The 13,827-nt window shown below is 77.6% G+C and carries 15 protein-coding genes; 10 read left to right on the plus strand and 5 right to left on the minus strand.

Features of this window, described 5'->3' with window-relative positions; genetic code table 11:
• Positions 1-36: 36 nt before the first annotated feature.
• Positions 37-822: an ABC transporter ATP-binding protein gene (locus ACYQBY_RS01685; RefSeq protein WP_459642069.1), complete on the minus strand. Its 786-nt coding sequence runs from the start codon at positions 820-822 to the stop codon at positions 37-39.
• Between the two features lie 98 nt (positions 823-920).
• Here ACYQBY_RS01685 and ACYQBY_RS01690 point away from each other — a divergent pair, with 98 nt between their 5' ends.
• Positions 921-1,721 (plus strand): hypothetical protein, encoded by an 801-nt coding sequence (locus ACYQBY_RS01690; RefSeq protein WP_459642070.1) that lies wholly within the window; start codon positions 921-923, stop codon positions 1,719-1,721.
• A gap of 287 nt (positions 1,722-2,008) precedes the next feature.
• Positions 2,009-2,953 (plus strand): alpha/beta hydrolase, encoded by a 945-nt coding sequence (locus ACYQBY_RS01695; RefSeq protein WP_459642071.1) that lies wholly within the window; start codon positions 2,009-2,011, stop codon positions 2,951-2,953.
• 43 nt (positions 2,954-2,996) lie between these two features.
• On the opposite strand, the gene ACYQBY_RS01700 is transcribed toward ACYQBY_RS01695, so the two are convergent.
• Positions 2,997-4,343 (minus strand): MFS transporter, encoded by a 1,347-nt coding sequence (locus ACYQBY_RS01700; protein ID WP_459642072.1) that lies wholly within the window; start codon positions 4,341-4,343, stop codon positions 2,997-2,999.
• Positions 4,344-4,436: 93 nt separating this feature from the next.
• Here ACYQBY_RS01700 and ACYQBY_RS01705 point away from each other — a divergent pair, with 93 nt between their 5' ends.
• On the plus strand, positions 4,437-4,703 hold the full coding sequence (locus ACYQBY_RS01705) for a hypothetical protein (protein ID WP_459642073.1): 267 nt from the start codon (positions 4,437-4,439) through the stop codon (positions 4,701-4,703).
• A complete protein-coding gene (locus ACYQBY_RS01710; protein WP_459642074.1) occupies positions 4,700-5,167 on the plus strand; it encodes a PIN domain-containing protein in 468 nt (155 codons plus the stop codon). The genes ACYQBY_RS01705 and ACYQBY_RS01710 overlap by 4 nt, the downstream gene beginning before the upstream one ends.
• A 60-nt stretch (positions 5,168-5,227) precedes the next feature.
• Here the strand turns inward: ACYQBY_RS01710 and glgA are convergent, their stop codons facing one another.
• Positions 5,228-6,430, minus strand: coding sequence for a glycogen synthase (gene glgA, locus ACYQBY_RS01715; RefSeq protein ID WP_459642075.1), 1,203 nt, complete (start codon positions 6,428-6,430; stop codon positions 5,228-5,230).
• A gap of 230 nt (positions 6,431-6,660) precedes the next feature.
• On the opposite strand from glgA, the gene glgC reads away from it, so the two are divergent.
• From glgC to ACYQBY_RS01730, 3 genes are all read left to right on the plus strand, one after another.
• Complete coding sequence (gene glgC / locus ACYQBY_RS01720; RefSeq protein WP_459642076.1) at positions 6,661-7,914, plus strand: glucose-1-phosphate adenylyltransferase; 1,254 nt, start codon at positions 6,661-6,663, stop codon at positions 7,912-7,914.
• Positions 7,915-8,052: 138 nt separating this feature from the next.
• On the plus strand, positions 8,053-9,294 hold the full coding sequence (locus ACYQBY_RS01725; RefSeq protein WP_459642077.1) for a CAP domain-containing protein: 1,242 nt from the start codon (positions 8,053-8,055) through the stop codon (positions 9,292-9,294).
• Positions 9,295-9,427: 133 nt separating this feature from the next.
• The gene (locus ACYQBY_RS01730; RefSeq protein WP_459642078.1) at positions 9,428-10,126 is read left to right on the plus strand and encodes a GOLPH3/VPS74 family protein; all 699 of its coding nucleotides are present in this window, start codon (positions 9,428-9,430) and stop codon (positions 10,124-10,126) included.
• Between the two features lie 37 nt (positions 10,127-10,163).
• Here ACYQBY_RS01730 and ACYQBY_RS01735 read toward each other — a convergent pair whose 3' ends face one another.
• Together ACYQBY_RS01735 and ACYQBY_RS01740 are read right to left on the minus strand one after the other, a co-directional pair.
• Positions 10,164-10,859, minus strand: coding sequence for a zf-HC2 domain-containing protein (locus tag ACYQBY_RS01735; RefSeq protein ID WP_459642079.1), 696 nt, complete (start codon positions 10,857-10,859; stop codon positions 10,164-10,166).
• Positions 10,856-11,419, minus strand: a complete 564-nt coding sequence (locus ACYQBY_RS01740) for a sigma-70 family RNA polymerase sigma factor (RefSeq protein WP_459642080.1) — start codon at positions 11,417-11,419, stop codon at positions 10,856-10,858. The genes ACYQBY_RS01735 and ACYQBY_RS01740 overlap by 4 nt, the downstream gene beginning before the upstream one ends.
• A gap of 130 nt (positions 11,420-11,549) precedes the next feature.
• Between ACYQBY_RS01740 and ACYQBY_RS01745 the strand changes: the two genes are divergently transcribed.
• From ACYQBY_RS01745 to ACYQBY_RS01755, 3 genes are all read left to right on the plus strand, one after another.
• Entirely contained in the window at positions 11,550-12,119 is a 570-nt protein-coding gene (locus tag ACYQBY_RS01745; protein ID WP_459642081.1) for a Rieske (2Fe-2S) protein, read from the plus strand.
• Complete coding sequence (locus tag ACYQBY_RS01750) at positions 12,116-12,670, plus strand: hypothetical protein (protein WP_459642082.1); 555 nt, start codon at positions 12,116-12,118, stop codon at positions 12,668-12,670. Before ACYQBY_RS01745 ends, ACYQBY_RS01750 begins: the two co-directional genes overlap by 4 nt.
• 169 nt (positions 12,671-12,839) lie before the next feature.
• Positions 12,840-13,778, plus strand: a complete 939-nt coding sequence (locus ACYQBY_RS01755) for an Hsp20/alpha crystallin family protein (RefSeq protein ID WP_459642083.1) — start codon at positions 12,840-12,842, stop codon at positions 13,776-13,778.
• The last annotated feature ends 49 nt before the right edge of the window (positions 13,779-13,827 follow it).

Below are 13,827 nucleotides of genomic sequence, written 5' to 3' on the forward strand. Positions count from 1 at the left end.
CGATCGATAACGAGCCTTACACGGTGGTCGAGAGGATCAGTCGAGGGCCCGCGCGAAGAACCGGCCCGCCCGCCGGCTGACCTGCAGGCGCAGTCCGAACGTCACCGACAGGTGCTCCGACGTGAGCACGTCACCGACCGGCCCCGCCGTCACGACCCTGCCCTTGCGCAGCAGCAGCGCGTGCGTCACTCCGGCGGGGATCTCCTCCACGTGGTGCGTCACGAGCACCGTCGACGGCGCCGCGGGGTCCGCGATCAGCCCGGTCAGACGCCGCACCAGGTCCTCGCGGCCCCCGAGGTCCAGGCCCCCGGCCGGCTCGTCGAGCAGCAGCAGCTCCGGGTCCGTCATCAGGGCGCGCGCCACCTGCACGCGCTTGCGCTCGCCGTCGCTGAGGGTCCCGTACGAGCGGGCACCCAGCTTCCCGACGCCCATGAGGGTCAGCAGCTCCTGCGCGCGCGCCAGGTCGTCCTCCCCGTAGGACTCCTGCCAGCGGCCCGTGACCCCGTACGCGGCGGTGACGACGACGTCGCGCACCAGCTCGGCGCCGGGCACCTGCGCCGCCAGCGCGTTGCTCGCCAGGCCGATCCGCGGCCGCAGCTCGAACACGTCGACGCGCCCCAGGGTCTCCCCCAGCACCCGCACCGTCCCCCGCGTGGGGTGCAGCCGCGCCGCCGCGATCGACAGCAGCGTCGACTTCCCCGCACCGTTCGCGCCCAGCACGACCCACCGCTCCCCCGACGCGACCTGCCAGTCCACGGACGCCAGCAGCACCGTGCGGCCCCGGGTCACGGTCACACCGGAGAGGTCGAGGACGTCGCTCATGGCCGCGACCCTAACGACGGCCCCCACCTGCCCCGCACCGGGTCGGGCGCGACCGGGGAGCGTTCCGGGCCGCGCGGAGGGCCACCTACCCTGGTGCGGTGCTGGATGTCCCCCGCTCCGCGCGGCTGGCCGCCTGGGGCGGCGCGGTGGCCACCGCCCGCGTCCCCGCCGACGCGGCACTGCGGGCCGTGCAGCGCGACGACGAGCCCCACACCCTGACGTGGACGGACGGTGCGCCCGCGCTGCCGGGTGACGGACCCGTCGTGCACGACCTGCGCGGGCTGCTGCACCACCTGCCGCGGGGGGCGCGCCTGCTCGTGGTCCTGCCGGCTCCCGGCGACCCCGTCGGCCTGCCCGGACCCGCCGCCGTCAACGCCGCGGCGCTCGAGGCCGGCGAGTGCGTCGTCGTGGAGCTCCCCGGGACGCCGGAACGCTGGGCGCTCGTGCCCGCGGTGACGACGTTCGGGTCGCTCTGGGAGCCGGGCGCGACGGTGGAGTGGACGGTCCACGGCGCGCTGCCCCGCCGGGCGCCCGACCCGGACGCCCTCGCCGACGCCGAGCGCGAGCTGCGCACGGCCCTGACCACCGTCACCCGCACCCTGGCCGGACTCGACGTCGCCCGGTGGCGCGAGGACGCCGCCCAGCGCATCGCGGACCTGCGCTCCCCCGCCCTGCCCCGGGACGCCCTCCCACCCGGCACCGAGGCGCGTTCCGTCCGCGTGGTGCAGAGCGCCGTGCAGGTCCTGGGGATCGCGCAGCTCGCGGCCGAGGACGACGGCGCCTCCATCAGCGGTCACGAGGCGGCGACCCGCGCCCGCGCCCTCCGCGAGATCGCCGGGACGGCCCGTCGTGCCCTCGCGGTGGCCGTCAACTGTGGTCAGGGGGCCTCCGCGGTCTGAGCGGCTCTTGATCAAAATCGATGTTGCAGTGTTGGTACCGATAACGAGATCTACATCGCAGTGGGGTTCGGCGTCCGTGCGGTGTGAACCACCCCCGGCGATCCGGCCCTCCCGACCTCCGCGCGCACCACCCCCTGACACCGGCCCGTCGCCGGAGGGAGCCGAGCGGTCCGGTCGGGTGAACCTCGCCGCCGGTGGGTGCCCGGGAAGCAGTGGGTCCCCACACGTCTGCTAGACCTCCCGTGCGGTGCCTCCTCCGGCCCGCTCCACCGACCCAGGGGCTCCAGGTGACCAGTTCGAAGTCCTCCCCGGCGGGGCCGCAGGGCGCCCGTCGCGGCCGCCGCACGGGTCTCCTCGTCGCGTCCGGCGCCGTCGTCGTGGCCGGGCTGGCCGGCGTCGCCGTGCTCGTGGGCTCCCTGCGGGACGCCGGCCCGGCGAGTGCCGGTGCGGCACCCACCGCGGGACCGCCGTCGACGCCCACGGGGGCCCCCTCCCCCGGGACGGGTGAGGAGGGCGCCGACCCGCGCAGCTGCGACGCCCCGGCGGGTGACCTGCGCTTCGACACCGAGCTGACGGGCGCCGACGGCCAGCCCGTGCCCTACAGCGTGAGCCTGCCCGCGGACTACCACACCGACTGCCGGGAGTACCCCGTGCTGTTCGCGCTGCACGGGCGTGGCCAGAGCAACGCCACCTTCCTGCCCGAGGCCGAGCGGTTGCGCGCGGCGGTCGAGGCCGGGGTGCTGGACGACGTCGTGATCGTGACGCCGGACAGCAACCGCGACGGGCGCTGGGAGGGCCGGTACGACACGGCCTTCCTCGACGAGCTCGTCCCGCACGTCGAGCGGACCTACCGCGTGCGGCCGGGTCCGGCGCACCGGCTGCTCGTCGGCTGGTCGATGGGCGGGCACGGCGCCTTCCGGTTCGGCATCGAGCACCCGGAGGCGTTCGCGGCGGTGTGGGCCGTGGACGGCGCCATGAGCCGTGAGCCCACCTCGTACCTGGAGCACCTCGACCGCGTGCGCTCGGGGCAGCCGAGGATCACCAGTGTCGGGGGGGACCTCAACGGCGACCGGGTGGAGCGGGTCGTGGACCTCTTCGCCGCGGAGGGGGTCGACCTGCCCTACCGGCGTCTCCCGCTCGGGCACGACTTCCGGTTGTTCGTCGACGCCGACCGCGATGCGGGCTGGCCCACGATGGCGTGGATGGACGCCCAGCTGGGGCAGCCGTCCTGACCAGACCGGGTCCCGGCGCGCCCGGGTGCCTCGGGCAGGACCGTCAGGCGGGGTCCGGCGGGGTGTGCGGGTCGTCGAGGCCGGCCCGGCGCAGCGCGCTGGTGGCGGTGACGGCGGCGACCACGACGACGGCGCCGGCGGCGGCCAGCAGCGCCACCCGGTAGCCGGCCGCGTCCCCCAGCAGCCCGCCCAGGGGTGCGGCCACGACGATCGCGGCGCGGTTCAGCGAGCGCATCGTGGTGTTCATCCTGCCCTGCAGCCGGTCGGGGGTGATGCCCTGCCGGTAGGCCAGCTCGTTGGTGTTCTCCGCGCCCATGCACAACCCCAGGCAGAGCTGCCCGGCGGCGAAGAGGGCCCACGCGGCTCCGCCGCCCCAGGGACCGGCGTCGGCTGCGGGTGGGGCGGGGACGAGCGAGGGTGCCAGGGCCATGAGGGCCCAGGCGAGGCCGGTGCCCGCGCGGGTGGCGGCGATGACGCGTCCGGGCCCGCAGCGCCGTCCCAGCGGCACCGCGGCCGAGGCCCCGGCCAGTGCGCCGAGCCCGGCGGTGGCCGTGGCCAGCCCGAGCGTCACCGGCGTCAGCCCCAGGTCCCGCAGCGCCAGGGGGACGAGGACCGCCCCGGCCACCGCGGAGCAGGCGAACCAGGCGTGGGTGGAGAGCGCCAGGGGGCGCAGCGTCGGGTGGCGGTAGACCCAGCGGAGCCCCTCCACGACGTCGCGGCCGGCGCCGCGCAGCACCCCCGCGGCGGGGGTGCCGCGCGGGATGCGCTGCGGGGCGGGGGGTTCCTCGACGCGCACGGTGGCCAGCATCGCCGCGGAGGTCAGGTAGCTGAGCGCGTCGAGGAGGACCGCGAGAGGGGCGCCGAGGAGCGAGACGAGGGCGCCGGCGAGCGCGGGGCCGCTGCCCTGGGCGACGGCGTCGGCCTGGTCGGCGCGTGCGTGCGCAGGGGCGAGCAGGTGCCGGGGCACCAGGCGGGGCAGGAAGGACTGGGACGCGGCGTCACCGACGAGGGTCACCAGGCCGAACGCGGCCATCGTGGCCGCGAGCCACCCCACGCCGAGGGAGCCGTGGAGCGCCAGCAGCGGGATGGCGGCCAGCACCAGCGCGGACGCGGCGTCGGTCGCGATCATCACCGGGCGTCGGCGGAGGCGGTCGACGAGGGCGCCGGCGAGCAGCCCGACCAGCAGGTACGGCAGCCAGCGCGCCGCGGTGACGAGGCCGACGTCGACGGCGTCGCCGTGCAGGGTCTGCACGACGAGGACCTGGACGGCGAGGACGGTGACGTGACTGCCGAAGGCCGACGTCGTCGACGCCGCCCACCAGCGCCCGTAGCCGGTGCACCCGCGCAGCGAGCGGGGCGCGCCGGCCGCGGGGGCACCGGCGCTGCTCATCGGCGCTGTCTACCAGGCGGGGCGGTGGGGGTGGGCGGCAGCGTGGTGGGAGCGGGTCTGGTGTCCTCCCACGGGGAGGCGTACGGTGGGACGGTGACCACGTATCCGGTGCGGCTGGACGCGAAGCGGCGTCCCACCCTGCCCGCCGAGCTGCTCGCCGAGGCGGGCGTCTCCCCGGAGTCGGAGCTGGTGGCGAGCACCGACGGCGCCGGGCGGATCGTCGTGGAGACCCGCGAGGCGCTCGTGGCGCGCATCCGCGGCAGGTACCGCACCCCGCGTCCCGGGCCGGGGCTGGCGCAGGCCTGGCAGGAGCACCACGAGGCGGAGGTCGCCGCGCTGGACGCCCGCGCGGGCCGGTGAGCGGCTGGCTGCTGGACGCCTGCTCGCTGCTGTCCTGGCTGGACCCCGACGGCACGGAGGAGCCGGCTGCGCACGCCGTGCTCGACGGCGTCATCGCCGTTCCCAGGCAGCGGGTGTGCATGTCGCTGGTGACGGTCGCGGAGGTCGCCGGGGTGCTCAGCCGCAAGTTCGCCGACCCCGCCACCGCCGGGGGGCTGCTGCCGGACCTGCAGGCCCTGGGCATCGAGCTGCTGCCCTGGACGCAGCGGCACGCCGCGCTGGTCCCCGGGGTCCTCGCCGCCGAGCGCGCCGCCCGCCGTGAGCACCGGGGCAGGCTCTCCCTGGGGGACGTCGCCTGCCTGGCGACGGGTGTGGCCGAGGGCCTGCTGGTCCTGACCAGCGATCAGTTCTGGAAGACGCTGCCCCTGGAGGTGGAGCTGCGCGACTACCGCGCGGCCGCCGGGGAGGGCCGGCGGGGCTCGTGACCTGCGGGCGGGGGGCGGCACCGTCGTGCGCGCCGCCGCCCCGTCCCCCGTGCGGGCGGCTCAGTCCTCCCACGCCTCCAGCGTGTCCCGGTAGACGGCCTCGGTGCGCTCGGCGATCGCGTCCCAGGAGAACTCCGCCACGGCGCGCTCGCGTCCGCGCGCGCCGCGCTCGCGGGCGCGGGTGACGTCGCTGACGGCGTCGGTGAGGGTGGCGGCGAGGTCGGCGACGAACTTCTCCGGGTCCACGGGGGCGCCGGTGCCGTCCTCGACCTGCTCGATGGGCACCAGCCAGCCGGTCCGCCCGTCGGCGACGACCTCGGGGATGCCGCCGGTGGCGGTGCCGACCACCGCCGCGCCGCAGGCCATGGCCTCCAGGTTCACGATGCCCAGGGGCTCGTACACCGAGGGGCACACGAAGGTGGTGGCCGCGGAGAGCACCTGGACGAGCTCGGCGCGGGGCAGGTGCCGCTGGATCCAGACCACCCCGGCGCGCTCGCGCTGCAGGTCGCGGACGAGGCCCTCGACCTCGGCGGCGATCTCGGGGGTGTCGGGGGCGCCGGCGCACAGGACGAGCTGGACGCCCTCGGGCAGGCGGGCCGCGGCGCGCAGCAGGTGCGGCAGGCCCTTCTGGCGGGTGATGCGCCCGACGAAGACGACGGAGGGGGCGTCGGGGTCGATGCCGAGGCCCGGCAGCGCGGAGCGGTCCTCGGTGGGTGCCCACAGCTGGGCGTCGATGCCGTTGTGCACGACGTGGACGCGGGCGGGGTCCAGGAAGGGGTAGGCGCGCAGGATGTCGGCGCGCATGCCGGCGGAGACGGCGATGACGGCGGCGGCGCCGGCGTAGGCGCTGCGCTCGGCCCAGGAAGAGACCCCGTAGCCGCCGCCGAGCTGCTCGGCCTTCCAGGGCCGCAGCGGCTCCAGGCTGTGGGCGGTCAGGACGTGCGGCACCCCGTGCAGCAGGGAGGCCAGGTGCCCGCCGAGGTTGGCGTACCAGGTGTGGGAGTGCACCAGGTCGGTGCCGGCGCAGTCCTGCGCCATGGGCAGGTCCGCGCCCAGGGTGCGCAGCGCCGCGTTGGCGCCGGCCAGGTGTGCGGGCTCGGGGTAGGCGCTGGTGCCCTCCTCGCCGCGCTCCTCGCCGAAGCAGCGCACCCGCACGTCGAGGCGCCCGGCCTCGCGCAGCGCCCGCACCAGCTCCGCGACGTGCACGCCCGCGCCGCCGTACACCGCCGGCGGGTACTCCTTGGTCAGCACGTCGACGCGCACCGGGTCCTCCTCGCTGCTCGCTGCCTGTGGGGGCGCCACCGTACCGACCGCCCCGCCGGGTGCGGCGGCGGCGCTCCCGGGTGCCGTGCGCGGGCTGGCCGGTGCGCGGGCGGCGGGAGGGCGCGGCGGACGGCGCGGCGGGGCGGGGCGGCCTCCCGGGGCGGGGTGGGCGCGACACGCACGGCGAGGCTGCCGTGGCCTGCGCCACACCCGGCCGATACGGTGCGCACGTGGCTGCCCCTAACGTCCTCGCGATCGTCCTCGCCGGTGGGGAGGGCAAGCGGCTCATGCCGCTGACGGCGGACCGCGCCAAGCCCGCCGTGCCCTTCGGGGGCAACTACCGCCTCATCGACTTCGCGCTGTCCAACCTCGTCAACGCGGGCTACCGCAAGATCGTGGTGCTGACGCAGTACAAGTCGCACAGCCTGGACCGGCACGTCTCCCAGGCCTGGCGCATGTCGAACCTGTTCGGCAGCTACATCGCCTCGGTGCCCGCCCAGCAGCGGCTGGGCAAGCGGTGGTACCTGGGCAGCGCGGACGCGATCCTGCAGTCGCTGAACCTGGTGTACGACGAGCGGCCCGACATCGTCGTGGTGGTCGGCGCCGACCACGTCTACCGGATGGACTTCCGGCAGATGGTGGAGGACCACATGCTCTCCGGGGCGGAGTGCACGGTCGCCGCGATCCGCCAGCCGATCTCGCTGGCCGACCAGTTCGGCGTCATCGAGGCCGACCCGGCCGACCCGCGGCGGATCTCCGCGTTCCTGGAGAAGCCGAAGAACCCGCGGCCGCTGGCGGACTCCCCCGAGGAGGTCCTGGCGTCCATGGGCAACTACGTCTTCAACACCGACGCCCTCATCGACGCCGTGACCCGCGACGCGGAGAAGGTGGACTCCGCCCACGACATGGGCGGCGACATCGTCCCCGACTTCGTCGACCGCGGCCGCGCCGGGGTGTACGACTTCAAGGACAACGACGTCCCCGGCGCCACCGACCGCGACCGCGCCTACTGGCGGGACGTGGGGACGATCGACTCGTACTACGAGGCCCACCAGGACCTCATCTCGACCCTGCCGGTGTTCAACCTCTACAACTACGACTGGCCGATCATCACCGCGCAGAACTACTACCCGCCGGCGAAGTTCGTCAACGGCTGGCAGGGCACCTACGGGCACGCGGTGAACTCGATCATCTCCGCCGGGGTCGTCGTCTCCGGGGCGCTGGTGGAGAAGTCCATCGTCTCCCCCGGCGCGCGCCTGGACTCCTGGGCGCACGTGTCGGACTCGGTGCTGATGGACAACGTGCAGATCGGGCGCAACGCGGTCGTGCAGCGCGCGATCCTGGACAAGAACGTCGTGGTGCCCGACGACGCCCGCGTCGGGGTGGACCCGGAGGAGGACCGCGCGCGCGGCTTCACCGTGACCTCCACGGGCATCACGGTCGTGGGCAAGGGCCAGCGCGTCGCCCCGCCGACCTCCGGCTGACCTCCCGCTGACCTCCCGCTGAGCGCCTGCCGGGCGGTCGCGCGCCGCCCGCCACGCGCCCCGCCCGGCGGGCGTACGGGGCGGTGCGCCGGCACCGGCCCGGGCACGGGTGCTGCGTGATCCCTCAAGCAGCGGCGCGTGGCGTCCGACGCACAGTGCATGCGCCTGACGCCCCGCCCGACGCACGCTCGCCGCCGCAACGCCCTGACCGCGGCCGCCGCCGCCCTGCTGAGCCTGCTCGGCGGCGCCGTCAGCGTGCCCGCCGCGGCCGCCGCGACGCCCACCGCGGCCACGACGAGCACCGACGTCCGGAGCGCCGACCTCGGTGCGCTGCGGCACGGCACGCTGGTGGAGCTCAACGCCTACCGCGGTGGCATCGGCGCCGGTCAGCTCGCCCGCCACGGCGCCCTGGACGCCAAGGCGCAGGGCTGGGCGGACACCATGGCCCGCACCGGGGCGTTCGTGCACAACCCGGACCTGTCCTACGCGCCGGGCCTGGGCGGCAACTCCGAGATCATCCTGAAGGCCTCCACCCTCAACGGCACCCCCGGCGTGGCGGTGCGCTCCTGGGTGGGCAGCGCCCCCCACCAGCGCATCATGGCGCTGCCGCAGATGACGCTGGCCGGCATCGGCGTGGCCCGCGCCGGCGGCGACATCTACTACGTGGTGAACTTCGGCCACCCCACCGCCCCGGCGCCGGCGCCGGCCATGCAGTTCCGCAGCGGCGCCTCCACCTTGACCGTGGGCGGGGCCATCCTGGACGCCTACCGCGCGATGGGCCTGGACCGCGGTGTCCTGGGCTGGCCGTCCACCGGTGAGTTCGGGGTGCGCGGCGGGCGCGCGCAGCACTTCCAGCGCGGCTCGGTGTACTGGTCGGTGCCCACCGGTGCGCAGCCCGTGCGCGGCGCCGTGCGCGAGCGCTGGGCCGCGCTGGGCTGGGAGAACAGCTGGCTGGGCTTCCCCGCCGCCGCCGAGCACGGCATCCGCGGCGGCGCGCTGCAGCGCTTCCGCGGCGGCCTGGTCTACTTCTCCCCCGCCACCGGCGCGCAGGCGCTGCGCGGGGCGATCCTGGAGGCCTACGGGCGCGCCGGCTACGAGACCGGGCGCCTGGGCTTCCCGACCACCGGGGAGCGGGCCCTGCCCGGTGGGGCGTTCAGCCACTTCCAGGGCGGGTCGGTGTACTGGTCCGCCGGCAGCGGCGCGCACGTCGTGGTGGGCGCGATCCGCGACGCCTGGGCCCGGCAGGGTTGGGAGTCCGGCCGCCTGGGCTGGCCCCGCAGCGGGGAGTACGCCGTGCCCGGCGGGGTGCGCCAGGACTTCACCGGCGGGTCCGCGACCTACACCTGGGCCACCGGCGCCGTGAGCGTGCAGCACCGCTGAGCCCTCCCCCGCGACGACGTCCCACCTCGCGCCGCCGGAGCCCCCGGGCTCCGGCGGCGCGCCTCGTGGCGCAGCCGGCGGGAGGGGTCCGCCGCCCGGGGCGCCGGGAGCGGCCCGCCGCTAGCGTGCGGGCATGGACACCGGTCCCCGCACGCTCGCCGAGGAGCTGTACCTGCTGCTGCTGGACCCCGCCACGGGCCGCAGCCGCGCCGACGGGCAGCGGCTGGAGCTGGTGCTGGCCGGGGCGGTGCTCCTGGAGCTGGCGGCGCGCGGGCACCTGGAGGTGGCCGCCGGCGGGCTGGCCGGTGTGCGCGCGGAGCGGCTGGTGGTGACCGGGGAGGGGCCGGTGGGCGAGCCGGTCCTGGACACCGCGCTGCGGCAGCTGCGGGCGCGCCCGGGGCAGCGGCCGGTGGCGGCCCTGAACCGGCTGAAGCGGGCGCTGCGCGGGCAGGTGCTCGAGCGCCTGGCCGAGCGCGGCGAGGTGGAGGTGGAGCGGGGCACGGTCCTGGGGTTCGTGCCGGTCACGCGGGTGCGCGCGGTGCAGCCGCAGCACGTGGAGTCCCTGCACGCCGACGTGGCCTCCGCGCTGCTCGGTGCCGCGGCGCCGGGCCGCCGGGCGGTGGCGCTGGTGGCGCTGGTGCACTCGGTGGGGCTGGTGGCGAAGCTGTACGCCTCCCGCACGGGCCTGTCCCGGCGGGAGCTGGTGCGCCGGGCGGGTGAGCTGGCCGCCGGGGACTGGGCCGGTGCCGCGGTGCGCCGGGCCCTGCGGGACCTGCAGGCCGCGGCCGGCGCCGCCGGGGCGGCCGCCGCCGCAGCCGCCGCCTCGGGGTGAGCGGCCAGGGGTGAGCGGCCAGGGGCCAGGGGCCACCTCAGCGCGGGCGCAGGCGCAGCAGCGCCGTACCGGAGAGGGTCCGCACCTCCAGGGCGGCGATGTCGGCGGCGGGCAGGGACGTGGCGGCGGTGAAGCGGGCGTCGCGGCCGGGCAGGGCCGTCCAGGTGCCGATCTGCTGGTGGTTGCCGGCCCGGTCGGTGACCACGAGGGCGTACGGGGCCCGCCGGCCGGTGCTGTAGCTGCACGTCACCTCCACCCGGGTGCCCCACGCGACCGGCTGCACCACGGCGGTGGCGCTCAGCGGCGCGGGCACCAGCCGCTCGAAGGCCTCCCCCGCGGCGGGCCGCGGCTCGCGCGCGCCCGGTGGGACGAGCAGCGCCGCCAGCCCGACCGCCGCCAGGGCGCCCAGCACCCGGCGCGCCCGCCGCCGGCGCCGCACCCGCGCCAGCAGCACCGGCAGCAGCTCGCGGGGCCCCGCTGCGGGCGGCGCGCCGGGTGCTGCTGCGGGCGGCGCGCCGGGTGCTGCTGCGGGCGGCGCGCCGGGGGGTTCGGCGGGGGGGAGCGATCCCGCGGGCACCCGCGCCAGCAGCCCCGGCAGCCCGGCCAGGGCGTCGACGGCGCCGCGGCAGCGTGCGCAGCCGGTCAGGTGCCGCTCGAAGGCCTGCCGCTCGGGGGGGTCCAGGGCCCCCAGCACGTACGGCCCGGCACTGGTGGCGAACGGGTCCTCGCTCACCGCGTCACCCCCATCTCCTGCAGGACCAGGCGCAGGTTCAGCAGGGCGTAGTGGGTGCGGGACTTCACCGTTCCCGCCGGCACGCCCAGGACGGTGGCGGCCTCGGCGACGGTGCGGCCGCGGTAGTAGCACTCCAGCAGCACCGCCCGGTGCTCGGGGGAGAGCCGGCGCAGCGCCTCGGCCACCAGCCAGGACTGCAGCACCGCCTCGTCGTGGGCGTCGGCGGCTCGCTCCGGCGGGGCGGCGGTGGGCTCCTCGCGCCGCCAGCGGCTGGAGCGGCGCTCGTCGATGACGAGGTTGCGCGCCACCGTGAACAGCCACGCCCGCGCCGAGCCCCGCGCCGGGTCCAGCGCACCGGGGTGGCGCCAGGCGCGCAGCAGTGTCTCCTGCACCACGTCGTCGGCGGTGGCGCCGTCACGCGTCAGGGACAGCACGTAGCTGCGCAGCACGGCGGCGTGCTCGTCGTGCAGGGCGCGCACGAGGTCCTCCTCGGCGCCCATCAGCGCGCTCCCGCGGCGCACGGCCTCATCGGCACCCTCCCCGGCACGTGGTGGGCCCACGTTCCCACCACGAGCGCGGGGCCGCGGCGGTTCACCGCGGCGTGGGTGAGCGTTGAACCGTCCGGGGCGTGGTCTCGTTGCACCGGTGGAGGGGCCGCGACCGCGCGGTCCGCCCAGGCGAGGAGGACCCATGACGGGCACGGACGGCGCGGCGAGCACGGGGGCGGCAGACGGGCACGGCGGGACGGGCCGCGGCACCGCGGCCGCGGGGGCAGGGGGTGCGCCGGCGGTGACGAGGCGCAGGGCGCTGGCCGGCGGCGTGCTGGCCGGGGGCGGGATCGTGCTGGCCGGCTGCGGCGGCGAGGAGGGCACCGCGGGCACCGCACCCACGACCTCCGCCACCTCCTCGGCGGCGGCCCCCTCCGAGACGGCCCCGGCGCCCTCCTCCTCCGGCGCGGCCGGTGGGGCGGTGCTGGCGAAGCTGGCGGACGTGCCGGTGGGCTCGGCGGTCAGCGTGCAGGCCCCCGACGGGCGCTCGGTCGTGGTGGCCCAGCCGACCGCCGGGCAGGTCGTCGGTTTCGACGCGGCCTGCACCCACAAGGGCTGCCCGGTGGCGGTGCAGGGGGAGCAGCTGGTGTGCAACTGCCACGGCTCGCTGTTCGAGGCCGCGACCGGCAAGGCGCTGAAGGGGCCGGCGACCGCTCCCCTGGCCCCGTTCGCGGTGCGCGTGGACGGCGACGCGGTCGTCCCCGGGCCGTGAGCGCCACCGCGGGCGTGGTGCCGGCGTTCGCGGCGGGCCTGCCCACCCACAGCCTCGTCCTGCACGCGGTGGTGGTGCTGGTGCCCCTGACGTGCCTGCTGCTGGCGGTGTGCGCGTTCTCCGACACCGCCCGCCGCCGCGCCGGGCTGCTGCTGCCCGTGGCCGGTGTGGGGTCCCTGGTGCTCTCGTACGCGGCGGTGGAGTCCGGCGAGGCGCTCCTGCAGCGCCTGCCGCCGGACCCGGTGCGCGCCGCGCACGCCGGGGCCGGGGAGGCGGTCCTGCCGTGGGCGGTGGGCGTGGCGCTGGTCAGCGTGGTGCTGTGGTGGGTCGCCGCCCGCGCCCGGGAGGTGCGGCCCGCGGCGGGGGGCTCCCACGTCCCGCCGGGGCAGGTGTGGCGCTGCCTGCCGGCGCGCTCGGTGGCCTCGGTGGTGCTGGCGGCGCTGGCCACCACCGCGGCGGTGGGCGCGACGGCGCGGGTGGTGCAGGCCGGGCACCTGGGGGCGAGTGCCACCTGGGGCTACGTGGCGCAGCTGCCGGCGCCGGCGGGCTGAACGGGCAGCCGGGACGAGGGCACCCGGGGAGGGAGCCGGGGAGGGCACCCGGACGGGCCTGCACGCGCGGGGGGCGGGTTTGGCCGGGCGCGGGCGGGGTACGCAGCGGACACGGCCGGGTACCGCGCGGCGCCCGGCCGGAGGTCCACCGGCTCCTCCAGGAGGGACCATGAACGATCCCGGACCCGGCGCACCCGCGGACGTCGCGGAGGTGGCCGAGGAGCCGACCTGGCGCGCGCAGCGGCGCGAGCAGGTCCTCTTCGAGCGCGAGCGCGCCACCGCCCGGCGCCGGGCCCAGCGTGTCCCCACCCCCGCCGCCCGCTCCTCCGGGCGCGCCCTGCCCCGTCCCTTCGGGGAGGAGTTCGAGGCCGGCTGGTGGACGGTGGAGCAGCAGGTGCCCGTGCAGGCCGCCGACGGCGCGGACCCCGCGGCCACCGCCCCGGCGCGGGGTCCGGCCCCGGAGGGTGCGGCGCCGCTCCTCCCCGGCGCGACGGCGGCGGAGGTCGCCTCCGCGGCCGGGGCGACGGCCACGCCGGTCACCGCGGCGGTCACCACACCGGTCACCGTGCCGGTCACGGTGCCGATGACCGTGCCGGCCGACGTCTGGCGCGGCCCGGAGGGCTACCACCTCGACCTGGACCTGCCGGGCATCGACCCGGCCAGCGTGGAGGTGGGCTTCGAGACCGGGGTGCTCACCGTCAGCGCGCAGCGCGACCGGGCGGTGCAGCCGGAGCGGCAGGCGCTGCTGCTGGAGCGCCCCCACGGCACCGTGACCCGGCAGGTGGAGCTGCCCGAGCCGGTCGACGCCCTCGCCGCCCTCGTCGGCTACCGCGACGGCGTGCTCTCCCTCACCGTGCCCTTCCCCGCCGCGCCCGGGGCCCCCGCGCAGGACGGGACCAGCACCTCGGACGGTGAGAGCGCGCCGCAGGACGGCACCGCGCCGGGGGGTGCGGTCCCGGTCGAGGGGACCGCCGCGCGGGAGGGGGAGAGCGCCGGTGCGGCGCAGGAGCAGGCGGCCGGCCCCGCGCCCGGGTGGGGTCCGGAGCGCGCGCGCCTCATCGACCTCGCCGGGGCCGACCGCGTCCGCGCCCCCACGTCCGGGGAGTAGTGCCGGCGCACGGGGGCACCCTGGTGGTCCGGGCCCGGGGGCGGTGGAC

The sequence above is a fragment of the Kineococcus anabasis genome, assembly GCF_054590795.1.